The sequence below is a fragment of the Planctomicrobium stercoris genome (assembly GCF_051465655.1).
Lineage (GTDB): Bacteria > Planctomycetota > Planctomycetia > Planctomycetales > Planctomycetaceae > Planctomicrobium.
Genome location: NZ_CP195791.1, coordinates 1,066,977 through 1,090,034, shown reverse-complemented (window position 1 = coordinate 1,090,034; position 23,058 = coordinate 1,066,977). Strand labels below are relative to the sequence as shown.

Below are 23,058 nucleotides of genomic sequence, written 5' to 3'. Positions count from 1 at the left end.
ACGCGCGGGGAGAGATCACTCCAGGATGAACCACAGAAGGGACGGGACTCACGGCGAGGCGGACGTCGCGGTGACAGTTTCCGCGAGTTTCGTCCCCTCCGTGGTTCAAGCGGCCTTGGAGAATTCCGGTACGGTTCGGGGTTGAAATTTCGCTCGTTCAAAAAAAGAGCCGCACACCCTTTGTGTGCGGCTCTTCAGGTTTTTATGCACCGGCAGAATGCCGTTGCCGGAATTCGAATTACTTCGCCAGTTCCTTGATCTCGATATTGCGGAACTCAACGGGGTCGTTGTGTCCTGCGAACCCGAAGAAGCCGGAAGTGCGGTCCTTGCCCGGATGAGGCGTTCCGCCCATGAATTCCGTGACCGTGCTCACGTCGCCATCGACAATCACATTCCCGTTCAGTTCAACGGTAATGCGAGGTCCCTGGACGGTGACGATCTCGTAGTTCCAGTCACCGGTTTTGCGCAGATATCCGCGAGCAGCGGGGACCATGCCATAGATGGAACCATGAGCCTGACGGGGATCAATCGTCTTGTAGTTTTCGTGCTCCGAATCGAGCACCTGCAGCTCGCACATCCCGTCATACGCCGCTCCGCCCTTTCCGGGGTAGCGGATGGCCAGACCGTTGTTTCCGGCAGGCGGAAGTTTGAACTCCAGCTGAACCACGAAATCGCCGTATTCCTTCTCGGTGAAGAGCACGTCTCCGCGTCCTTCTTTTCCGCGAATCGCGCCGTCCACGATTTCGTAGCCGTCAATTCCACCCTGCCAGCCTGTGAAGTCCTTGCCATTGAAGATGCTGGTGAAGCCTTCACCGGCTTTCTCTTTCAACGTCTTGTTGGCTTCTTCGGTCGGGATCTCACGCAGGTAGATATTCTTCCACTGAATTTCCGAGCCGTGCGTCTGCAGCTGCAGCTGGCCTGACTTGAACAGCGGAGACTTGCGGTCGAAGTAGTTTTCCATGATGGCGTTATCGACGACCAGCTGATCGTTCAGCCAGACGCTGGTGCGTGCACCGATCTGCACCACGCGGAAGTGATTCCATTCGCCGATGGCCTTGTCGGCCTTGACGAGCGGATCTTTTCCGGGCTTGCCTGGGGAGTTGTTCCAGAGACCTCCGGATCCCTGAACGCGATCCGGTCCCAGGTTGTCATCCGTCTGGTTGAAGTCCCAGATCTGAACCTGCGGATTGGCCTTCAGGTACAGCCCGCTGTCTCCTTTGGGGAACATCTTGTAATCGACAAGGAGTTCGTAATCGGTAAACGAATCGTCGGTGGTCAGGTAGACCCCTTCACCGTCGTTGACGATGACGCCGTTCTCAACCTTCCAATGCTTCAGCAGGTCTTCGTTCCATGACTTGAGCAGTGCAGCCCGTTCTTCTTCCGGCAGGTTGGCCAGCTTGACCGGATCGTAGTGCGGCATTCCATGCCAGCCCGTGAAGTCTTTTCCGTTAAACAAAGCCTTGAAGCCTTCAGGAGGCGTGTTGTCCGCGGCGAAACCGACTTGGCAAAACGCGACCAGAGCCAGACAGTAGCACAGGGATTTTCTCAAAGTTCATCTCCAATTTTCACAAGACGTACAGTGGTCTTTCCGAACTTCCAGATTACCGAACGCGATACAAGATTGCGATTCCGGGAGCCTCGTCAAACGGCCTTGAATACGAATCAGCAGGAGTGAGCGCAGGGTGACCATCTGAGCGCGCCGATGACGCGGTCTTGCCCGCTTTCAATCGTCAAAAGCCTATTGAAAGCCATCCCTTACGAAAGTGCGAACATTGAGATTGTGTCGTTTGGCACTTCTGTTTTATTCTGCCGAACAATTCCCCAACAGTCCGCGACGACGGATGGTTCGCTCTGACTGTTCCGGATGAATTCGAACTCCAGATGACGCTCAGGCACTGAAGCCCGGCAGCATCCTGACAAAGAGATCGGTTCGACTGGTCGAGGGATGCCCGTGTCTGAAATGGAGGTTTCGCACCATGGGCGCGAAAATTGCCAGCTTCCTGGCCACATTAATCCTCTCGATTCCGCTGGCAGCAATCGGACTGATGGCTGTCTTCGGGATTCCACAACTTGTTCCTGCCAACGGCGGCCCCGGAAACACCAAGGAGACTGTGATTCGCGGAGTCCGTGACGCATTCAACTGGGGTGATCAAGGCGATTCCCGGTCGGCCCATTCACAAGCCGAGTTCGACGACGCACCTCAATTCGGACAGGCTCCTTCTGCCCGTCCGGAATTCGGATCATCCTCCGCTCCGAATCATCGATTTGATGACCGCTTCGCATCAGGCAACGATACCGCGCCCGCCTTCCAGGCCCAGGCGAATGCCAACGACTCCGTCGCCGTCCCTTCCCGCTCGCGATTTGACTCCTCCCCGGTCGCCCAGCGGTGGAATGACCTCCCGGAGCATGGAGCTCCTCAGCCTGTCTCCTCTGCCGCATTTCGGGAAGAGCCAGCGTTTGCTCCCCGTTCAGAATTTGCATCCGCACCACCGGCCTCCGCGTCCCCACAGCGTGAAACAGTACTGGACCGCGAAGCTCCGCTGTTGACCTGGCGCCAGGCCTCCTTGCGGCTGACAGAACTCGGAGTCAAGAACTACCACCTCGAGCGAGGCGCGACTGAAGGTTCATTCCTGTTTGTCTGCATCTTCTCGCCGGCAGATGCTCCGCACATCGTTCACCGTTTTGAATCGGAAGCGGAAGACCCGCTGATGGCGGTCAATCAGGTCCTGCAGCAGGTGGACCGATGGATGCGCAGCAGATACGCGGCAAACAACTTCCCCGCCAAGCCGCAGTCGTTTTCCATGGCACCGGAATCCCGACAGCGATGATGCAGTTTCTTCCCCGAGCGGGAATCAGCCGAACCGCCAGCTCGATCGCTTCACAGACTGCAGGCCGTCCATCGGCCCAGGGCTGGAAGTGGAACTGGCTCGTCCATCGAGGGAAGGCTGAGCAGACGATCCTGCTGAATGCGGGAACAGCGTACATTCGAACTCCGAAGATGGCGCGACTGGAAGCCGCCCTCTTCGTCGCTGAGGGAGCGCTCGCTGCAAAGAAGCTGGCCCAGATCGCCACTCTTGCAGACGCACGTGAAGCAACGTCTCTCATCGAACAGCTGAACGCCGCCTACGACAGCGAAAAGTCGGCATTCCGGATCGAGCGTGTCGCTGCCGGGTACCAACTGCTGACACTGAGCAGCCTGTCCCCGTGGCTGGACCGCGTGCACCATCGCCAGGCGCGGCTGAAACTCTCTCCCCCGATGATGGAGACGCTGGCAATCATCGCCTATCGACAACCATGCACCCGCGCGGATGTCGAATCGGTTCGAGGGGTCCAGTCCGCCGAGATCATCAAGCAGCTCATGGAGAAGAATCTGGTGCGGGTGACCGGAGAAGACCAGTCACTGGGCCGCCCTTATCTCTACGGGACAACCCGACTGTTTCTGGAGACATTCGGGCTGACGAAACTGGAAGAGATGCCGATGTCCGAACACCTGAGGCGAAGTCTCTCCGACGCGAAGGAGACTGGGACCCAGACGCCAGATGCTCCTGATGAGTCCGCTGCTGCTTAAAGCGGGGCGGCGTCCGGTCGGGCGGGCGTGAGGAATCAGTGGGACTCGGGGATCTGGCTGCGCTGGCTTGCCAGATGATTTTGAGCGTGTAGACTGGGCCATCCCTTGAGGGATCGAAGGTTCGCATTCGTGGTTTTCCACCCGGTCGAACTGCCGATAACAAGGGTGTCAGCCAGTTGGCTGCAGTTTGGCGGTGTAGCTCAGTCGGTTAGAGCAGCGGAATCATAATCCGCGTGTCGGGGGTTCGAATCCCTCCACCGCTACATTCTTTTCTCTTTGGTGTTGCTGGAGTTGCGTCGAATCTCGCAACCTTTCGCCAGCGACGCTGACGTTTCCTGGGCAAACCCGCTGCCAGCGACGAACTCCAAGTCCTTCGCGTTGCCCGAACGCTTGACGCAACCTGCTGCCCATCCTTAGACTTTGACGTTTTGGCACGATCCCTCGAGGAGCCCTCCTCACCCTTGCAGCCGGTTCAGGCATGTCGACTCATGAAAAATCATGCGATTGCCTGAGGAATGTTGAAATCAATTCGAATCTGCACTCGCGGCATTCGATAATAAACAGGTGAAATCAGTTTCGTTTTGGATGCAGAAACGCCGCAGCCCACTGGCTTGAGGCGTTTCTTGTTTTTTCGTCTCCCCCTGTTTGGGGAGCATGGTCACGCCCGGGAGGCTGAGGGCATTAAGGCGTTCGTCAGATGTCGCGTCGGTTTGTGAATCTCCTTCAGGATGGCGAAACGCTTGAAGAAGTCTATCTGCTTGCTGATCGCCAGCTTCGTGCGAATCGGAATGGCGATTCCTACCTGCTTTCCCAGTTGCGCGATAAGACCGGTCAGATCTCCGGCCTGCTCTGGAATGTCAACGAAGGGACCGTCGGGCAGATTCGCCCGGGGGACTACGTCAAAGTCAAAGGGAAGGTTCAGCTCTTTCAGGGGAACCTGCAGCTGATCATGACCCGGATTGATGTCGTTCAGGGTGTCGAACCTGACGATTTCGTCGCCAAGACCAATGCCAATACCGATGAGCAGTTCGCCCGGCTGCGGGAACTGCTGCTGGCCATCAAAAATCCGGACCTGCGTTCGCTAATGGACGTCTTCCTGAGCGATCCGGAAGTGGTCGAGGGCCTGAAGCAGGCGCCCGCTGGCGTCCGGCTGCATCACGCCTATCACGGCGGCCTGCTGGAACATGTCCTCACGCTCGCAGAAGGGGCCACCCGGCTTGCAGACCTGTATCCGAAAGTGGATTACGATCTGGTCCTGGCAGGTGTCTTTCTGCACGACCTGGGAAAGATCTGGGAGCTCGGGTTTGATACGTCGTTCGTCTACACCGATGAAGGGCAGCTGATCGGCCACCTCGTGATCGGTGTGGAGAAGCTGAACGACAAGATTCGCGTGACCGAACAGGTGACCGGCCGTCCGTTCCCCCGCGAACTGACGATCCGGCTTAAGCATCTCATCCTGAGTCATCACGGGACTTACGAATTTGGAAGCCCCAAACTGCCGATGACTCCTGAAGCGATCGCGCTTCACCATCTGGACAATCTTGACGCCAAAACGAACGAATTCGTCACCTTAATCGAGTCTGATCCAAACTCCGGTTCCAACTGGACCCCGTATCACTCGAATATGCAGCGAAAACTCTTCAAAGGGGGCGGGGCCGATTGGTCGGCCTGAGCTGCCGGCATCCCGGGGCCTCCCGCTTTCTGTGATTTCTTCCTCACGACAGACCAGGATTTTACGGGCAATTTATTTTATCGGAATGTGATCATGAGGCACCTGACATCTCTCCTTGATGTGACCAGTCGCGAAGTTCGTGACATCCTCAAACTGGCGGCCAAGCTGAAATCGCAGACCCGCAAAGGGAAGCGGTTGCCACTTTGTGAACGCAAGGTGCTGACTCAGGTTTTCGAAAAGCCTTCGCTGCGAACCCGTGTCAGCTTCGAAGCGGGCATGAGTCAGCTGGGTGGTCGCAGTATCTTCATGACCAGCAAAGAGGCCGGCTTCGAAGGTCGCGAGACCAAAGAGGATATCGCCCGAGTCCTGGGCGGTTACTCCGATGTCATCGTGCTGCGGACGTTCTCGCAGGAACTGATCGAGACATTCACCCGGCACGCCGGATGCCCCATCATCAACGGGCTGTCGGATGACTTCCATCCCTGTCAGGCACTGGCTGACATTCTGACCATTGAAGAAGTCGCTGGAAATGCTGCCGGGAAGCACATTGTCTACGTCGGTGACGGAAACAATGTCGCCAAGTCTCTGGCCATCGTCTGCGGGCACGTCGGGGCCTCCTTCACCGTAGCTGCGCCTCGCGGATACGAACTTCCAGAGTCGTTCGTTGCACTCATGAAGACGGAGTTTCCGAAGCTCAAACTGACTCAGAGCAACAATGCCGCCCAGGCTGTGAAGAACGCGGATGTCATTTACACAGACGTCTGGGCCAGCATGGGTCAGGAAGCCGAGAAAGAAAAACGCTCCCGGGAATTTGCCGACTTCCAGGTCACGACGGACCTGCTGGATGCCGCCGGCCCGAATGTGCTTTTCATGCACTGCCTCCCTGCCCGTCGAGGGCTCGAAGTCAGTGAAGACGCCATGGACGACCCTCGCAGCGTGATTTTCCTGCAGGCGGAAAACCGGATGCACCTCGCAAAGGGCTTGATTGTCTGGCTGCTGCAGCACGCGGAAGAAAAGCCGAAGCCCAAGCGCGTGATCAAGTCGGCGAAGAAGAAAAAGCAGGCACGCCGGTAAATCGACGCTCCTGAGCACGCCTTCCGACGGTTGACGCCGAGCGATAGAATGGCGCCGGTCCGCGTTGGTCGAATCAAGGTCGAACATGTCCTCTGCCTCTCCCGGAATTTCCTCGCAGAAGCATCCCGACTCGAATCGGGACTCAGGAAATGCCGGGACAGCGTCCGGGGACGATTCGGACTGGACCCTGGTCATTACGCCCCGCCGCAGCCTGTTCCATGTGCCGGTCCAGGAACTCTGGGAGTACCGTGACTTGCTGTGGGTGCTCGTGAATCGAGAGATCGTCTCGGCCTATAAGCAGACGATCCTTGGGCCGATCTGGTATGTGCTGCAGCCGTTGATGACCATGCTGGTTTTTGTGGTGGTCTTCGGAAACATTGCGAAGATCCCGACGGAAGGTGTTCCCCCGGCATTGTTCTACCTGTCCGGGATTGTGATCTGGAACTACTTCGCGGAATCCTTCACGCGAACATCGAACACGTTCGTTCAGAATGTGGAAATCTTCGGCAAGGTCTACTTCCCACGACTGATCGTGCCCATCTCGCTGGTCGTCTCGGGACTGATCAAGTTCCTGATTCAGTTCGGAATCTTTCTGGTGATTCTGGCATACTTCGCAGTGACGACCCGAGTGACCAGCTTCAATCTCTGGCTGCTCAGCATCCCGTGGCTGGTGCTCTTGATGGCAGGCCTCGCGCTGGGCTTTGGAATCCTGATCAGCGCAGTCACGACCAAATACCGCGACCTGACCTTCGTGGTGCAGTTCGGAGTGCAGCTTCTGATGTATGCCACGCCGATCATCTACCCGATGAGCATGCTCGGCCCACGCATGCGAAGCGTTCTCTGGTGGAATCCGATCGCCCATGTCGTGGAAACGTTCAAGTACGGTTTTTTCGGCGTCGGCGATGTCACCTGGGCCGGCCTTGCCTATGCGTGTGGATTTACCGTGGGACTGCTGCTTCTGGGAATCCTGATATTCAATCGAACCGAGCAAGACTTCATGGACACTGTCTAGGTCGGCCGGGCAATGGATGTCAGAAGATTGACAGAGGACAATTTCGCAGCATCACCATGAACCTGAACCGACCGGCCTGAAGCCCATGTCGCAAACTGTCCTGGAAGTTCGAAACCTTTCGAAGCTGTATCGGCTGGGTGAAGTCGGTACGGGGACGCTCAGCCATGATTTGAATCGATGGTGGGCGAAGATCCGCGGCAAAGAAGATCCTTACACCATCATCGGGCAGTCCAACCGCCGGGAACTCGACTCAAAATCGGATTTTGTCTGGACGCTCAAAGACCTCAATTTTGACGTGAAAGAGGGGGAGATTCTCGGGATCATCGGTGCGAACGGGGCGGGAAAGTCGACGCTCCTCAAGCTCATCTCCCGAATCACAACTCCAACAACCGGCCGAATTCGTGCCCGTGGCCGCATCGCCAGCCTGCTGGAAGTGGGGACCGGGATGCACCCGGACATGACCGCCCGGGAAAACATCTATCTCAACGGCGCCATCCTGGGGATGCGTCGACAGGAAATTACCCGACAGTTCGACGACATCATCGAGTTCGCTGGATGCCGGATGTATGTCGACACGCCAGTCAAACGCTTTTCATCAGGCATGCGAGTCCGTCTGGGCTTCGCTGTGGCGGCCTTCCTGCAGGCAGAAATCCTGATTGTCGATGAAGTGCTGGCTGTCGGGGACGCGGAGTTTCAGAAGAAATGTCTGGGGAAGATGCAGGACGTCGGGGCCAGCGGTCGAACCGTCCTCTTTGTCAGTCACAATCACACCGCGTTACGGACACTTTGCAGCCGGGCCGTCCTGCTGCAGTCCGGAAGATTAGTCAGTGATGGACCGGTGGATCGACTGATCGATGAATACCTCGCAGCCATTCATCAACGCCAGGTGTCCCGGTGGACAGCAGGGGAGCAATTCAATCGAGACATGCCGGCAAGGTTTCTCGAGGCCAGTGTCTCCTCACCGCAGGCTGCGCAGGGAGGACCTTATCCGCTGGACTGTCCGCTGAACTTCCGCTTGAAGTTCGAAGTGTTCCAGCCGGGCGCGACCGTCACCCCCAGCATCGCCCTGAGCGATTTCGGAGGGCTCGTCGCCTTCAATACCTATCCGGACCCCGACAAGCGAAAGCCGCTGGCAACTGGCGTGTATGAGGCCGAATGCACGGTCCCTGCAAATCTCCTGAATGAAGGGGTCTACACGCTACGCTGCCTTCTGCTTTGCAATGGAGAAGCGATCGAGGATTACCCTCATCTCCTCCAGTTCGACACGGTTTCTCGAGCAGTTCGACGAGATGGGTGGTACGAACGTCCAATTGGAGTCGTACACCCTCATCTCCCCTGGTCGATCAATCCGGATCAGTCGAAGTCCCCGGAAATGCTCAGCGAAAAATAACGACTTTGACGCCACCCCCAGCAGAAAAGATCTCTGCGACGAGGGAAATCGGGGCTTCTCAAGGGGATTCAAAACAAAAAACCGCACCGGATGATCGACAGAAGTCATTTCTCCGGTGCGGTTTAAAATTGCCCGACTAGGATTCGAACCTAGACTAAAAGAATCAGAATCTTTCGGCTTCCTTCTTAGGAATCTCTCACGTCACAGCAGATTTCAATGGAACATCCGTATTTTATCCAGCCGAAGCATTTTTGTCACTGCCGGTTGTTCTCAACCATTTCAGCGTGGATTTGGAAGAGTGGGTCAAATTTGGGTCAGCCAATCGCATTTCCTAATAAGCGATAGACTGTAGGACGACTCAGGCCGGTTGCCCGGGCAATTGCAGCCTTCTTTGTGCCTTCAGCAGCCATTCGCCGGACGGACTGAATCTGCTCGGGAGTGACGGACAACAGCCGACCCTTCTTAGATCCTCCCCAGGTCTTGCCGTCTGCCTTCGCCTTCTCAATCCCCGCAGCAATTCGCTCTGAGCGGACTTCTGTCTCAAACTGAGCCACTGAAGCCAAGACGTTCGCCATAAGACGCCCAGCTGGGGTGCCAAGGTCCAATCCATCTTTCAAGCTGACCAGATTGACTTTCCGCTTCTGGAGATCGTCAAACAGCCTTGTAAGGCCGGATGCGGTACGTCCCAGCCGATCCAAGCGCCAGCAGACCACTTGAGAGACTTCCCCGGCTTCGATTGCGGATTGCAGTTTGTTCCATGCCGGACGATCCATCGTCTTGCCGGTTGCCTTGTCCCGGTAGAAGCGGACTTCACCGTCTTGAGCATCTGCCCATTTCTTCAGGTCTGGCTCCTGGCTCTTCGTGTCCTGCTGCCGGCTGCTCACTCGAACGTAGACTGCAATCATCATTCAGGCTCCTGTTTGAACTGACAGGAGTATGCCAAGTTCCACCACAAATGTCAACTGTGATCTTTACTTCACGGGATACACTTTGCCGATGACGTAAACCCTTATTTCTCAGTCTGAAATCCCTCGATTTCCGATGAGGGTTCACCGTTTACACTTTCCAGTCACTCACCCCCTGTGTTGCGGGGTACTTCCCATCACAGGTGAAGCATTTGAACCTGGAGCCCTGCAACAGCCAGCCATGCGGGCATCTCACTGAGTTCCCCTCAAACCCCTCAGGAAGGGCACTTCAGAGGGGAGTAGTGAAAGATGACTCCAAGTATGTCCGGCAGGCAACTACTTGAGAAACTGCCCGAAATCGCCACTTCGCAAGCACTGGAGAGCGTTTCTGTGAGGAGTACTCCGCAACACATGGAGCCTTGCCGGTCTATCCTACGTTTCATTCCCCTGGAGCCCTTCAAGCCATGAGAGCCTACCGTCCTCATGCTTCTCCTGCTATCCAGGCGAAAGCCTGTTGCGGAGACCTGTGACAGACCCCCACCCGGCTTTGAACAGAGATGGGGAGGGGGAAGCAAGGGACGGGGCAGTAACCTTGCGCGGTCGTTTTTGATTGATTCCTACCGAAAAGGATGCCAGCATTCGTCACGGACGTGATTCTGTGATTAACACCAAAGGGCCGACAATGCGAAAGTACCGCCTGAATTGTCCCAATTGCGATGCCACTCTTAATGTGACAAAAGATTTGCTTGGTAAAACCGCAACTTGCCCAGGTTGTAGCTCACCGTTTACTCTCCCAAACCTTGAGGATGCGACAAAGGCGTCCGAGGAATCCGCAGAGCATAACGCAGTCCCAAAAAGCCCAGAGCGAGACGTTTCACACGAGGAAGAAGTTGCTCCTATACAGTCAAACTCCACATCGGAAGCTGACGATGGTCGCCATGCAGAGCGAACTTCAGACCTGCCTCCATTTCATCAGCAAGCAAAGATATGGCGACTAGAAGCTTACCTAATGGTTGCCATCATCGGCGAACTGGCGTGGCTGATTAACGTTACTGTTTATGATCCTCCTGTCATCAAACCACCGGCTGTGACATGGGAGTATCGAATCGAGAGCGTAGACGATGTACTTTTTGATTCTCAGATGAACAGGCTTGGAAGAGACGGGTGGGATCTGGCATTCGCAAGAAGGGCAACCCGGGGAGAATACCAATCCGCTGTCTATGAATGCATTTTCAAAAGGCCGGTAATCGTAGATGCTGAGAAACAATGAACAGGCCGCGACTGACTTACCTGACAGTTTGCATCCGTCTTTCACACACCTTCTCTGCTGCAGAGACCGCTCATCCAGATCTCCATCAGGAAACAAACGCCGACTTCGGGCTGAATGATTGGGAGCGGATGTAATCACTCTCCCCATGCCGGGATTGATCGGGTGCGATGTGTCGCATGATAGAAAATAGCGATTTGTATCAGTTGCTGGATGGAATTTTGGTAGATTGGCAATCCAGTCCGCCGCTAAATCGAAAGGGCCTACCGATGGAACTTATTTTCTTGATTTTCGTGGTTGCTGGGATCTGCGCATTGGCAGGAGCTGCTGTTGCATCCTCAAAGAACGCTGGTGGCGGGGGATTCATGTTAGGCCTGTTGTTCGGGCCTTTGGGCGTCCTCATCTCCTGTTTTCTCGACAACAGGCCCCGGTGCATCCACTGCAGAGAAGGTATCACGGAAGGAGCGAACATCTGTCCGCACTGCCGAAACAGCGTCTTCTGGATAAACGGCAAACAGCACTCTGACCAAGAGTCAGCGGAGAAGTTGAAACTTGAAATTCAGGAACGACGGCGAATACGTATCGAGCAGCAGAAGGTCATCGACGAACGTGAGCGCCTTGCAGACGAGAAGGCAGCAGAAGACCTCCAGAAGCTTGTTAATCTCTGGAAAGATAGGTTGAAACAAGTCTGTGTACATACTGCTTCCATCGGTCGGAAGTGGGTACGAAAGGCATTTCAGAGGAGTCAACCCTGAGATCCCCCATGCTGCTGCAGTCGGATGCCTCTTCTCGCGATTCTCCGGACTTCGCAACACAGGCAAGTTCAATGCTTTTAAGTCTCAGACAAGCCGCCTTCAGCGGAGTTGCTGTTTTCACCGCTCTGATGCTGGTCGTACTGATTACCGCCTGGCATGAGTCCGCAGCAGCGATCAAATGGGAAGCCGAATTGAAGCAGATGAGGGAGTCCACTCACGAACAGCAGATGCGGTACGTCGGAGTGGGTGAGGAGTTAGACAGGAAGAGGCTGTACTACGACCTGATGGACCGCCTCAAAGACAATCCTTACGCATGGTTCCGCTGACGTGCGAGACCGCTCGGAGGACCTCGATATGCAGTGTGCATAGGTGCAGAAGACCGACCAGACTCACAAACAGGGCTTGGCTTCGACATTGCATCACCTGTGTTGCAGGGACCTTCCTGCGTTTTCGCATCAGGAATCATCAAGCGAAATGCAAAACCAATGCGGTATCGCGGTAAGTAGTGCGAACATTCGACTTCCACATCTGATGATGTACGTTCGACAAACTCTCGGGGCGTGGTGTCGGTTGAACACCCCCAAACCGTCTGAAACCGCCTTTATAGTCGAAGGATACGACCCCGCAACACATGCTGAAACATCCGGAAACATCCCCGCAATTCGCAGAACACCCCGTGAGGAATTACGCAAGTCTCAGCCTGACAATTTTTCACACTTACCGCAGATTTTTCTTGACTTCAGTCTGTCAGGCATTAGAATGTTTCCGTGCTGGTGATATGGTTTGTGTACTTGGGATGTTGAGCTGAGATTCTAATTTGTCTCGATGCTCCATCGGCTGTTGATTTTCCCCGCACAAGCGATGCGGGTCTCCTTTGTCTACACCACCACTACAACATCCGCTGTATAGCGGTGTTGTTGTGGTAGTGGTGGAGACATCTCCAAATGCGAGGAACACAGATTGAGGAATAGCATCCCAGGTGGCTGAACTGCCACGCATTTTTTCCAGTGCAGAGTTGGCACGGGAATTCCCAGAACTTCGGGAAGCGGTGATTGACGGCGTCCTGCGCCGTGGTGAAGTTGCAAATCTGGTTTGCTCTTCAAAAGGGCGGAAGTCCTGGTTTGTCGAAGATCTGGCGATCTCTGTCTCACAGGGAATTGCATGGATTGACACCTTTCCGACAACTGCCAGTAAGGTACTGCTGGTGGATGCGGAGTTGCACCCGGAGACGCTTGCAAGTCGGTTACAAAGGATTGCAGAGTCTCGCAGCACGTCACTAGACGCACTTGAGAATCTCCGAGTTCTCCCGTTGAGGGGGCAGGGTGTCAATCTTGAGACGCTGGCAGACGCTCTCGAAAAGGTGATGGCCGGAGCTGGCCTCGACCTTCTTATTCTCGACCCCTCTTATCGCCTCATGGCTGATGGTAGTGACGAAAACAGCAGTAAAGATCAGCGAGGATTCTATAATCGCCTGGAGAATCTGGCAGACCGGCTGAACTGCGCCATTGTGTTAATTCATCATGCAACAAAGGGCAGCCAAGCCAATAAGGCTGTGATCGACATCGGAAGTGGTTCAGGCGTTCAGGCCCGAGCTGTAGATGCCCATTTGGTGCTTCGCAAACACAGAGAAGCCAACTGCGCGGTTCTCCAGGGCGTCCTCAGAAGCTTTGAAGAGTTTCCCCCGTTGGGACTTCGATGGGAGTTTCCACGGTGGCGGAAGGCGTCGGACCTAGACGTTTCCGGTCTGGCGAGGAAAGAAACATCCCCGCAAACGCCGGTAATTGAGAAGCTGGGTCAGCTTCTCAATGCACTTCGAGAACAGCCCGATACCCAGACCGGTCTGGAGAGCAGACTCAAATGGCGTCAGGGCACAGTGAAACCTCTGCTGCAGACGCTTTTGGAGAGGGGAGAGATCCGTCAATGCAGAATCCTCAAAGGGGGCGGAATGCGGAGTGGGTTTGAAGCGGTTTAACTTCAACTTATGCAAAAATATTTTCAAGGAGATTCAATGATTCAACGCGAGTTTTGGACGGTAAAGGAGGTTGCGGAGTATCTGCGGCTGACACCGCGAACGGTACGGGAGATGGTCAACCACCCAGGCAACAAGCTGCCTGCAATTCCGTTTGTCCGAGTGTGCAGTCGGCTGCGGTTCCCGATCCAGAGTGTCAAGGATTGGTTGAATTCACAGTCCTCCATACCACTGTAAACCGACCGATAGAAAAGGACCTCCTGTGTTGCGAGGACCTACTTCACCGCTGAAAATTGAAAGATCAAATGACTTCACCTACGTCGAAAACTTACACAACAACGTTCCCTAACGGCTTCAAGGCTCAAGTTGGGACTCCCTTCTCATCCCGGGACATTGGGGATATCGATAATGCGCCAACTTGGTTCAAACTCGAAGTCGAATTCGATGCTGACGTACATCCGACTGACGATGGTGATTTGCCTCCTCATTCCGTGCGTCTGCGTCTCATTGAGATTGATCCTCCCGTGGTCTCCGCAACACAGGGAGCCTCTCATGCCTGAGCAAGTGACACCAACACTGGTGATCTCTGGGGTTGAGCCAGGCCAAGTGCGATTCCGCCTTGATACGGTGGTTGAACCTCCCACTATCGAATACTGCAACGTATTCTCGTTCGTCCCGGATGGCTTTGACTTGCAGCTCTCAGCGTCTGGCGAGGAGCTGTTCGAGACTCCGAGTGATGTCAACGCGGCTCTGTCTGCTGCTCTGGGAACGACGTTCTACAACTTCTTTAACCAAGATGGCGGGTTCGCTCTCTGCGGCAATCAGTGTGATGGGTTCGCTGCAGGAGGAAGCACCGAGGTTGTCAACGACGCCAGTGCGACGACTGAGTTAGTCTGGGGCCAGCTTGGACCCGGTCCAGATGGTAGCGGGATGACAACCAACGCTGATTGCGTGGATGTCACAGGCACACCGATCGAGGACTTTCTGGCCAGTAAGACTCTCAGCGTGAGCATCACGGCACCGAGGAAGCCGGGTGTGAATCTGAGGCAGATCGTGGAGGCTGTCAAAGCAGCCCCGTTTCCTGCGGGACTCTCTCCGACCGGAGTTTCAGAACTAACAACATTAGTGGACAATTTGCTCGCTGGAAGTCTCGTCGGGAGTGTAAGCAGCGTCGGTACGTTTCGAAGTGTCCTTATACCCGCTCCGTTCGGATTCATTCAGGCGTACTACACTGTAGGAGGAACGACGTTCAACGTGCGGATGTCGAGGGGAGACTACTCAATTCTCGCTGGATACTCTTTCTCGGGTGGCTGGGATTCCAACGGCACCCTGACTACCAGTGGCAAGCTGTATGAAGGGATCTCCGACGAACTGGATGACGACTCGTTTGCAAGCGACATGGTGCCAGGTTCAATCGCACTCACACACGAGGACAACTCCGACCGCACCATCACAGCCACACTCCCGCTCTCCAACGGCAACGACCCGCCAGACCCGTACACGTGGTATATCAAAACCGCTGGAGTCGATGATCGCTTCCAAGAGATTGGCTCTTTCACGGAGTCTGTCGAACACACTGAGACGGTGATTGATCCGGGACGGAAACCCAAATGCGTACTCAAGGTTGAGTATGACAATCCCCACCGATGGCTTGGACTGGGTTCAAATATCATGGAGTTGATGGCCGGGTACGTGATTCCGTTACATCTACTGCACAAATTTCCCTGCGTGATTTGCAAGGACGCCTTCAACTGAAAATAATTCCCCTTTATCGTTTACGAACGGCGTTCTGTGGTCCAAAGAAAGACCCTGAACCCCAATGGAAAGCACCCCATAGACTGGCCCTAGAACGAAATCCGTACTGTGGATGCTGTGGCGAACCAGCTTCGACAACGTTCTGTCCCGCTGCAGAGGCCGGCTTGAGCCCTGAAGCAATTGTAGGGAAGACAGCGTCTCTCTGCGCCCGGTGTCATCGCCAGATCGTACACGATCCACGTGGCGGTCTCCGCCCGATGGCGGAGTCTCTAAAGATCTTTAACCGAATGCGGTATCAGCGGTGTCACGAATGAACGCTCACCGTGATGTAACACCTCGGCAGGTTGCAGGAATTGCGTCACGATCGGATCTCGTGAGTCGATCGGCAAGAGGATGAGTTGTCACCCCAACAACTTAAGCTGGTTGATGGGAAGGGGAAGGGTGATAAAAGCGGAATCGGGATGCTGGATCTGGAATGCTTCTGCAACACACGGCTATGGGATGTGTCGTTTCGACGGGAAGCAGCAAGGAGCTCATCGGGTTTCTTATCAGATCACTTACGGTTCCATTCCTGCCGGTCACCTGGTTCGCCACAAGTGTGATAACCCGGCCTGTGTGAATCCGGATCATCTGGAACTGGGCTCCCATGCGGATAACTCCCGAGATCGTTCAGAACGTCTACGGGCTCCTGCAAAGCTCTCCCCTGAACAGGTCAGTGAGGTACGCCGACTCCTGAAAGCCGGCTTTACCCAGTCCGAGGTTGCTGCACAGTTCGGAGTGAGCCGGCAGGCAATCGGAAAGATCCATCGGGCAGAGTCCTGGAAGCATACTCCCCTGTGTTGCAGAGACCAGCATCAATAACCCATTTGAAAGGCTCAAGAATGCCACTTCAAACGCAAGGCTCTCAACTTGACCTGTAGCCCTTTCCCGAACCAATCCCTCTCCGAAGTGCCCAAAATGGGCGGTTCAAAAGGACTGGCGTTGAAGATTCTAAGAAGCACACTGCTCCGGAGTCTTCCGAAGCGGTATCGAGGCACGATAGATCGATTCTGCAAGAAAGGCACCAGTCGGGCGGATGCGATTAAGCTGAAGTGTCTGGAATGCAGTTGCGGACAGAGTTCCGAGATTACGAAATGTCCGGTTGTCGCATGCCCGCTCTGGGCGATACGTCCCTTTCAGGGTGAAGACACCAACGGGCAGATTCTTTCTGGTGAATCTGACAAGTTAGACTGAAGGGATGAATTAACGGAAAAGCCCCCCTTTCCTTTCGGATCGGGGGGCTATTTTGTTTGAGGCAAAGTCAGACCACCTGCACGGAATCCACTTCAAGGGGATCAGCAATGTGCTCCGCATAGCAGCCCGTTGAAGTTGGCATGATTTGGAGTTTCCGGGGTGTACGTGGTCGCTGTGGGGTCAATTGCCAGTTGATGTCTCGGAACGCCATCGGATGAGCTGTCCTTGCCTGGAGCGATCGCAGGCGGTTTCTCAGAGCGGCCCAGAGCAGCGTGCAGGTTCCCCAGAGTGCCACCAGGGCCCTCAGTCCGCCTTGCAGACCTCGGGGTTTGCCAATTCCGAATGCTTTGAGCATGAGGAGGCCCAGGTTCCTGGCTGCAGCCACGATCAGGTAACGCTTGTTGATCTTCTCAATTCCTCGCAGCCACGTTCGTCTCGCTCCGCCGGTTTCGCACACATGGGCGAAGCTGCGTTCCACCTTCTCGCTGCGTTGACGCTGCAGGTTCTTCCCTTTGGCTCGACTCATCCGCTGGCGGTTGTTGAGCACTGCCTGTTGGACCTCCTCCGGCTTGTCGATCCACTTGCGATGGTGTTGTGAGTTCGGCTCCGGGATGTACGTTCGCAGTCCCAGCTGCGTGGCCTGCGTGATCGTCTCGTTCTTGTGATACCCCTTGTCGGCAGCAACCTCTTCAATCTCTTCCGGACTCCCAGCGAGAATCACGTTCTGCTGGGCATTCACCACGCTTTCGATGAGCGTGCCGGCATCACTGTTCGTCCCATGACACACCGTGGCGGAGAGGATGAACTCATTCTCCAGGTCGATCACATGTTCCGCTTTATAGCCCAGATGAGTGCGGCCATCTTTCATTTTCACGATGCGGGAATCGGGGTCTGACGACGATTCCCAGTCGGCATTAGAGACCTTCTTCTTCCCCTGCTGATGACGGGTTTTATCGAACTTCCGCAGGTCATCGTCGCTGGGATCATCGTCTTCTTCGATCAGCCCTTCCTCCTGCATCAGGCGATTGAGGAACTCCTTCCAGTCTTCGCCCGAGTCCTTACGGACGATCGTCTTCATGGCGGCGTTGGCCTCCAGCAACGTGGAGTCGACACCGGTTGATTTCAGCTTGAGGAGACCATGTTCATCGATGATGCTGAGCACCAGCTGGAACACCTGCTGGTGAATCTCCAGCGGGAGTCGATCACGAATGCGTGTCAGGCTGCTGTGGTCCGGGGTCTCTTTCCCCAGCGGAATGCCCAGGAACCTTCGCAGCGAGAGAGAATCTTCGCACCGCCAGGCGATGCCTCTTTGGGAGTCGATCCCTTCAAAGTACCCGACCAACAGCATGCGGAAATAGACGCCCGGAGGGATCGACATGCGACCCGTGCTGGCGTAATAAGGCGAGCAGAGGTCCTCGAGAACCTTGTCGAATCCCGCCTTGGCCAGCACCTGATTGAGCTTGTCATAAAAGACATGCCCCGGTCCTCTGGAGAGACTCGCTGTCGGAGTCCAGAACTCCTGCTGCTGCGACTCCTCCCGCTTCCCCAACGCCATCGGTCACCCTCCCTGAATGCCTGAAATCCGAACCACCGGCAATCTACCAGACCTGTCAAGCGAAGAAAGGAAATTCAACGGGCTGATAGGCGAGAAATGCCAAGCTGCCTACGAGACTCCAGTTTCTCAGCAGCAGGTGCATTGTACGAAGGGCTTCGTCGCCTCCGAGATCCTCCGCTGAGTAAACAGCCATGAAGGAGACCAATTCTTTCAGCTCCTTTTTTCGCTTACCTGAAAGCAGTTTGACACTACCTTTCAGCAGTTGGACAAGTTCATGAACTGAAGGAGCCTCACCTAACAGCCCGTTGAAGTTGGCATGATTTGGAGTTTCCGGGGTGTACGTGGTCGCTGTGGGTTCAATTGCCAGTTGATGTCTCGGAACGCCATCGGATGAGCTGTCCTTGCCTGGAGCGATCGCAGGCAGCTTCTCAGAGCGGCCCAGAGCAGCGTGCAGGTTCCCCAGAGTGCCAGAATGGCCCGGATTCCGCCTTGCAGACCTCTGGGTTTGCCGATGCCGAATGCTTTGAGCATGAGCAGACCCAGGTTCCTCGCAGCGGTCACGATCAGGTAACGCTTGTTGATCTTCTCGAGTCCTCGCAGCCACGTTCGCCTCGCTCCGCCGGTTTCGCACACATGGGCGAAGCTGCGTTCCACCTTCTCGCTGCGTTGACGCTGCAGGTTCTTCCCTTTGGCTCGACTCATCCGTTGACGATTATTGAGCACTGCCTGCTGCACTTCCTCCGGCTTGTCCGTCCACGTACGATTGTGTTGTGAATTGGGCTCGGGAATGTACGTTCGCAGTCCCAGCTGCGTGGCCTGCGTGATCGTCTCGTTCTTGTGATACCCCTTGTCGGCAGCAACCTCTTCAATCTCTTCCGGACTGCCAGCGAGAATCACGTTCTGCTGGGCATTCACCACGCTTTCGATGAGCGTGCCGGCATCACTGTTCGTCCCATGACACACCGTGGCGGAGAGGATGAACTCATTCTCCAGGTCGATCACATGCTCAGCCTTATAGCCCAGATGAGTGCGGCCATCTTTCATTTTCACGATGCGGGAATCGGGGTCTGACGACGATTCCCAGTCGGCATTGGAGACCTTCTTCTTCCCCTGCTGATGACGGGTTTTGTCGAACTTGCGCAGGTCGTCGTCGCTGGGATCATCATCTTCTTCGATCAGCCCTTCCTCCTGCATCAGGCGTTTGAGGAACTCCTTCCAGTCTTCACCCGAGTCCTTACGGACGATCGTCTTCATGGCGGCGTTGGCCTCCAGCAACGTGGAGTCGACACCGGTTGATTTCAGCTTGAGAAGTCCATGCTCATCGATGATGCTGAGCACCAGCTGGAACACCTGCTGGTGAATCTCCAGCGGCAACCGATCCCGAATGCGGGTCAGGCTGCTGTGATCGGGAGTCTCTTTCCCCAGCGGAATGCCCAGGAACCTTCGCAGCGAGAGAGAATCTTCGCACCGCCAGGCGATGCCTCTTTGGGAGTCGATCCCTTCAAAGTACCCGACCAGCAGCATGCGGAAGTACACACCCGGGGGAATCGACATGCGACCCGTGCTGGCGTAATAAGGCGAGCAGAGGGCCTCGAGAGCCTTGTCGAATCCCGCCTTGGCCAGCACCAGATTGAGCTTGTCATAAAAGACATGCCCCGGCCCTTTGGAGAGATTCGCTGTCGGAGTCCAGAACTCCTGCTGCTGCGACTCCTCCCGCTTCCCCAACGCCATCGGTCACCCTCCCTGAATGCCTGAAATCCGAACCACCGGCAATCTACCAGACCTGTCAAGCGAAGAAAGGAAATTCAACGGGCTGCTAACAGTCCATCGTCTTCATGCAGCCTTGTGTACATCGCCTCTGCCAAATCCTGATTGAAACCGGTCTCAAATGCAGTGTCCGTCATTCTAAGTCTCCCGTTCTATGGAATGCGTTTGTGGCGGATTCAATCCGGTCGCCACAGCACCGGTAATATTTGTCAGCCGATGTGATCTGTCACAAGTCACCCACTATGTTGCAAGGAACCCTACAACACAGTGAATCTCTTCATCCAATCTCCCTGATGATCTGAATCGCTTTTCCGAGATCCCTCTCAGCGTAAATCTCTGTCGTGCTCTTTTCGGAGTGCCCAAGTACAACGCGGCTGGCGTCAATGTCCCCGAAGGCCTGGTTGATCATCGTGGCTGCATTGTGCCTGAGTTGATTCGGACTCCAGCGTTCAACTCCTGCCCGGTCGCAAGCTTTGTAGACGCTGCTGATGTAGCCGTGGGTGGTGTACGGCTTGTTTGCATTTGCCTTGCCGTTCCGCACTGCTGCACCTGCTCCCTCCCTGTAGTTCAATCGCGTGAACTCTGCCCGGCCAGACTGCGGATTGAATAGGTATTCACATCTGCCAGTGATCAAGAACGGTTTAAGTATCTCCTGAGACTGCGGACCGAAAAGAATGATCCGAGTCTTGCCTCGCCAGAGATTTTTGTGCTGCGATGGTTGATAGTTCCAGACATCTCCTGATGTGTTGAGTCCCTCACGTCTCAGCAGTCGAACCTCTCCCGGACGCATGCCTGTCAACAGCTGCAGCTGCACCATTGCTGCCACGGGAGATGTCATGAAGGCGATAGCCGCTTTCACGGCTTCTGCTGATGCCGGTTTCACCGGTTCGGATTCCCGGGCTGTTGAACGTCCCGCACGCAAAGCAGATACGCATGCCAGATCCGTTACCACCTGCCCTGGAACGAGTTCATTCTCTGCCCCCCATCTGAACACTCTGCGAATGCGGTGGATGCGGAGATTGAGTTGTTTCCGACAATGCCGGATCATCAACCCCTCCCGGAATCGCTTCAGCTTGAGCGGGGAAAACTCACAAGTGAGCAGTGCCCCAAACTGATCTTCCAACAGCCGGAGCAGCGATCGGTATGTGGACAGTTCCCCTGCTGAATAATACTCCGCAGCAAACGTCAGGAATGCCTCACACAACTCCTGGACGGCTGTGTTGTAGGGAACGGACGAACCGTGCAACCGCGATACCAGATCCCTGTATGCCTGCCGGCTCTCAGGGGTGTTCCAGATTCCCAGATATTTCCGTTTCCCATTCTGGAAAACGTAAGCGCGATTCGACGGCTTGTGCCATCTCATCTTGGGTGGCTTGCCATACATTGTGCTGCCGATTTCAGGGGACCAGACCCATAAATTTGGGTCAAAAGTGGGTCAAACCCATCGAAATCAGATGCAGAGATTCGCCGTAAGCGATTACAGATTAAGAAGTTGCCCGACTAGGATTCGAACCTAGACTAAAAGAATCAGAATCTTTCGTGCTACCGTTACACTATCAGGCAGTGCTGTGGAGCGAATCGTATTCACTTTTCCGGGACGTGCCAAGTCTGAATTCCGGAAAAGCTCCCTCCAGCGTCCGATGGAATCAGAGTGGACACACGTCTACAATCTCCGGTTCGCTGTGATTTTGAGTGTGCATCGGTGGGAGGATCAGTCGCGTGGCGGAACAGCAGCAGGGGCAAGCGAATCCGGTGGATCAGCCACGGATCGAACGGGCAGTTCGAGAGATTCTGGCTGCGATCGGCGAAGATCCCGACCGCAACGGCCTGCTGGAAACTCCAGGACGGGTCGCCCGGATGTACGCGGAGCTGTTCAGCGGCCTGCATTCCGACCCTGCCCGGCACCTCAAAAAGACTTTTGAAGAGACCTACGACGAACTGGTCCTGATCCGCGACATCAGCTTTAACAGCATGTGCGAGCATCACCTGCTCCCGTTCATCGGGACAGCTCATGTCGGTTACATCCCCAAGGGAAGTGTCGTCGGCATCAGCAAGCTGGCCCGGATCGTCGAAGAGATCTCGCATCGCCCCCAGGTTCAGGAGCGAATGACGGAACAGGTCGCGGACCTGCTCGTCTCGGAGCTGGATCCGAAAGGGGTGATCGTGGTGATCGAAGCGGAACATTCCTGCATGACCATTCGGGGGATCCGCAAGCCAGGGGCGCTGACGGTCACCAGCGCAGTTCGTGGGCTATTCAAAAAGAACGACTCCAGCCGCGCCGAAGCAATGTCCCTGATCTACGGAAAGCGATGATCCCTGAATTCGCCCTGCGACTGATCTGCGGACTGGCGACGGTGTGGTGCGTCGCGCCTCGCAGGCAGATCACCTCAGGCTTTTTTCGGATTCAGATGCTGCTGGTTCTGGGCCTGAGCGTTCTGGCGACAGTCACTTCGAATCAGCTGCGGGGAACACTCTTCTCCGCCGCAGACCTCCTTCCGTCATTCGGTTTCGGCATCGGACTGTGCCTGGCGTTCCTGTCGTTTGCAGGGTCAATGGCCTGGACTCTGGAACGGCGACGCGGAGGAACAGTCTTCGCCGTCCTGATTCTCCTGCTGGCGACCGCGGGAGTGCTCCTGATCAGCTACAGTTCGACGAGCCGGTCTGTCGTCCCGAATCTTCTCTCAGCGATGAACTCCCTTTCAGCAGCCTGGATTCTCGGAGCGACCACGGCCGCGATGCTGCTCGGGCACTGGTACCTGACAGCGACTGGAATGTCGCTGCAGCCTTTGATGAACTACACCCGTCTGTTCGGCGGGACGGTGACGCTGCGGATCGTGGTGGTGCTCGCACTTCATGCGGTGGCTTCCGGTTCGCCGGCTGGGAACTGGACTCTGATGGCTCTCCGCTGGGGAGGCTTACTCGGCCCGTTGATCATGGCTGGGCTGACTCTGCGGATTCTGCGATATCGCAACACGCAGTCCGCAACAGGGGTACTCTACGCTGCGACGATTCTGGTCTTCATGGGGGAAATGGCTGCAAGTTTGCTGTCGGTGGAGCGGGTAAACTGAAATCATTTTTGATAACTTGGATGAGGGCCCGTCGCGAACACATGTGATCCAATTCGATCATTCGCAGA

Annotated in this window: 20 protein-coding genes and 2 tRNA genes; 16 read left to right on the top strand and 6 right to left on the bottom strand. The window is 55.5% G+C overall.

The window, feature by feature from the left end; translation table 11 throughout:
• Positions 1 to 238: 238 nt before the first annotated feature.
• Positions 239 to 1,549: a 3-keto-disaccharide hydrolase gene (locus SH661x_RS04455; protein WP_437228401.1), complete on the bottom strand. Its 1,311-nt coding sequence runs from the start codon at positions 1,547 to 1,549 to the stop codon at positions 239 to 241.
• 427 nt (positions 1,550 to 1,976) lie between these two features.
• Between SH661x_RS04455 and SH661x_RS04450 the strand changes: the two genes are divergently transcribed.
• From SH661x_RS04450 to SH661x_RS04420, 7 genes are all read left to right on the top strand, one after another.
• Entirely contained in the window at positions 1,977 to 2,828 is an 852-nt protein-coding gene (locus tag SH661x_RS04450; RefSeq protein WP_437228399.1) for a hypothetical protein, read from the top strand.
• On the top strand, positions 2,825 to 3,568 hold the full coding sequence (gene scpB / locus SH661x_RS04445) for an SMC-Scp complex subunit ScpB (protein WP_437228397.1): 744 nt from the start codon (positions 2,825 to 2,827) through the stop codon (positions 3,566 to 3,568). The genes SH661x_RS04450 and scpB overlap by 4 nt, the downstream gene beginning before the upstream one ends.
• 189 nt (positions 3,569 to 3,757) lie before the next feature.
• Positions 3,758 to 3,831, top strand: a tRNA-Met gene (locus tag SH661x_RS04440).
• 434 nt (positions 3,832 to 4,265) lie between these two features.
• Positions 4,266 to 5,240, top strand: coding sequence for a 3'-5' exoribonuclease YhaM family protein (locus SH661x_RS04435; protein WP_437228395.1), 975 nt, complete (start codon positions 4,266 to 4,268; stop codon positions 5,238 to 5,240).
• Positions 5,241 to 5,333: 93 nt separating this feature from the next.
• Positions 5,334 to 6,314, top strand: coding sequence for an ornithine carbamoyltransferase (gene argF / locus SH661x_RS04430; protein ID WP_437228393.1), 981 nt, complete (start codon positions 5,334 to 5,336; stop codon positions 6,312 to 6,314).
• An 85-nt stretch (positions 6,315 to 6,399) separates the two neighbouring features.
• Positions 6,400 to 7,326, top strand: coding sequence for an ABC transporter permease (locus tag SH661x_RS04425; RefSeq protein ID WP_437228391.1), 927 nt, complete (start codon positions 6,400 to 6,402; stop codon positions 7,324 to 7,326).
• Positions 7,327 to 7,411: 85 nt separating this feature from the next.
• The gene (locus tag SH661x_RS04420) at positions 7,412 to 8,716 is read left to right on the top strand and encodes an ABC transporter ATP-binding protein (protein ID WP_437228389.1); all 1,305 of its coding nucleotides are present in this window, start codon (positions 7,412 to 7,414) and stop codon (positions 8,714 to 8,716) included.
• 314 nt (positions 8,717 to 9,030) lie between these two features.
• Here the strand turns inward: SH661x_RS04420 and SH661x_RS04415 are convergent, their stop codons facing one another.
• Positions 9,031 to 9,624, bottom strand: a complete 594-nt coding sequence (locus SH661x_RS04415; protein ID WP_437228387.1) for a recombinase family protein — start codon at positions 9,622 to 9,624, stop codon at positions 9,031 to 9,033.
• A gap of 1,006 nt (positions 9,625 to 10,630) precedes the next feature.
• Between SH661x_RS04415 and SH661x_RS04410 the strand changes: the two genes are divergently transcribed.
• The 7 genes from SH661x_RS04410 (at position 10,631) to SH661x_RS04380 (ending at position 16,228) form a co-directional block, all read left to right on the top strand.
• Positions 10,631 to 10,891: a hypothetical protein gene (locus tag SH661x_RS04410; RefSeq protein ID WP_437228385.1), complete on the top strand. Its 261-nt coding sequence runs from the start codon at positions 10,631 to 10,633 to the stop codon at positions 10,889 to 10,891.
• Between the two features lie 266 nt (positions 10,892 to 11,157).
• Complete coding sequence (locus SH661x_RS04405) at positions 11,158 to 11,643, top strand: hypothetical protein (protein ID WP_437228383.1); 486 nt, start codon at positions 11,158 to 11,160, stop codon at positions 11,641 to 11,643.
• An 8-nt stretch (positions 11,644 to 11,651) separates the two neighbouring features.
• Positions 11,652 to 11,969 (top strand): hypothetical protein, encoded by a 318-nt coding sequence (locus SH661x_RS04400; protein ID WP_437228382.1) that lies wholly within the window; start codon positions 11,652 to 11,654, stop codon positions 11,967 to 11,969.
• A gap of 653 nt (positions 11,970 to 12,622) precedes the next feature.
• Complete coding sequence (locus SH661x_RS04395) at positions 12,623 to 13,615, top strand: AAA family ATPase (protein WP_437228380.1); 993 nt, start codon at positions 12,623 to 12,625, stop codon at positions 13,613 to 13,615.
• A gap of 9 nt (positions 13,616 to 13,624) precedes the next feature.
• A complete protein-coding gene (locus tag SH661x_RS04390) occupies positions 13,625 to 13,849 on the top strand; it encodes a helix-turn-helix domain-containing protein (protein WP_437228378.1) in 225 nt (74 codons plus the stop codon).
• Positions 13,850 to 14,164: 315 nt separating this feature from the next.
• On the top strand, positions 14,165 to 15,367 hold the full coding sequence (locus tag SH661x_RS04385) for a hypothetical protein (protein ID WP_437228376.1): 1,203 nt from the start codon (positions 14,165 to 14,167) through the stop codon (positions 15,365 to 15,367).
• A gap of 441 nt (positions 15,368 to 15,808) precedes the next feature.
• On the top strand, positions 15,809 to 16,228 hold the full coding sequence (locus SH661x_RS04380) for an HNH endonuclease (protein ID WP_437228374.1): 420 nt from the start codon (positions 15,809 to 15,811) through the stop codon (positions 16,226 to 16,228).
• A 439-nt stretch (positions 16,229 to 16,667) separates the two neighbouring features.
• Here SH661x_RS04380 and SH661x_RS04375 read toward each other — a convergent pair whose 3' ends face one another.
• From SH661x_RS04375 to SH661x_RS04360, 4 genes are all read right to left on the bottom strand, one after another.
• Entirely contained in the window at positions 16,668 to 18,155 is a 1,488-nt protein-coding gene (locus SH661x_RS04375) for a transposase (RefSeq protein WP_437228372.1), read from the bottom strand.
• Between the two features lie 294 nt (positions 18,156 to 18,449).
• Positions 18,450 to 19,886 carry a transposase gene (locus SH661x_RS04370; RefSeq protein WP_437222126.1) on the bottom strand — a complete coding sequence of 479 codons (1,437 nt, stop codon included), beginning with the start codon at positions 19,884 to 19,886 and terminating at the stop codon, positions 18,450 to 18,452.
• Between the two features lie 313 nt (positions 19,887 to 20,199).
• Positions 20,200 to 21,306 carry a tyrosine-type recombinase/integrase gene (locus tag SH661x_RS04365; RefSeq protein WP_437228370.1) on the bottom strand — a complete coding sequence of 369 codons (1,107 nt, stop codon included), beginning with the start codon at positions 21,304 to 21,306 and terminating at the stop codon, positions 20,200 to 20,202.
• A 108-nt stretch (positions 21,307 to 21,414) separates the two neighbouring features.
• A tRNA-Gln gene (locus SH661x_RS04360) sits at positions 21,415 to 21,485 on the bottom strand.
• 156 nt (positions 21,486 to 21,641) lie between these two features.
• Here SH661x_RS04360 and folE point away from each other — a divergent pair.
• Together folE and SH661x_RS04350 are read left to right on the top strand one after the other, a co-directional pair.
• A complete protein-coding gene (folE, locus tag SH661x_RS04355) occupies positions 21,642 to 22,235 on the top strand; it encodes a GTP cyclohydrolase I FolE (protein ID WP_437228368.1) in 594 nt (197 codons plus the stop codon).
• Positions 22,232 to 22,990: a hypothetical protein gene (locus SH661x_RS04350; RefSeq protein ID WP_437228366.1), complete on the top strand. Its 759-nt coding sequence runs from the start codon at positions 22,232 to 22,234 to the stop codon at positions 22,988 to 22,990. The genes folE and SH661x_RS04350 overlap by 4 nt, the downstream gene beginning before the upstream one ends.
• Positions 22,991 to 23,058: the final 68 nt, after the last annotated feature.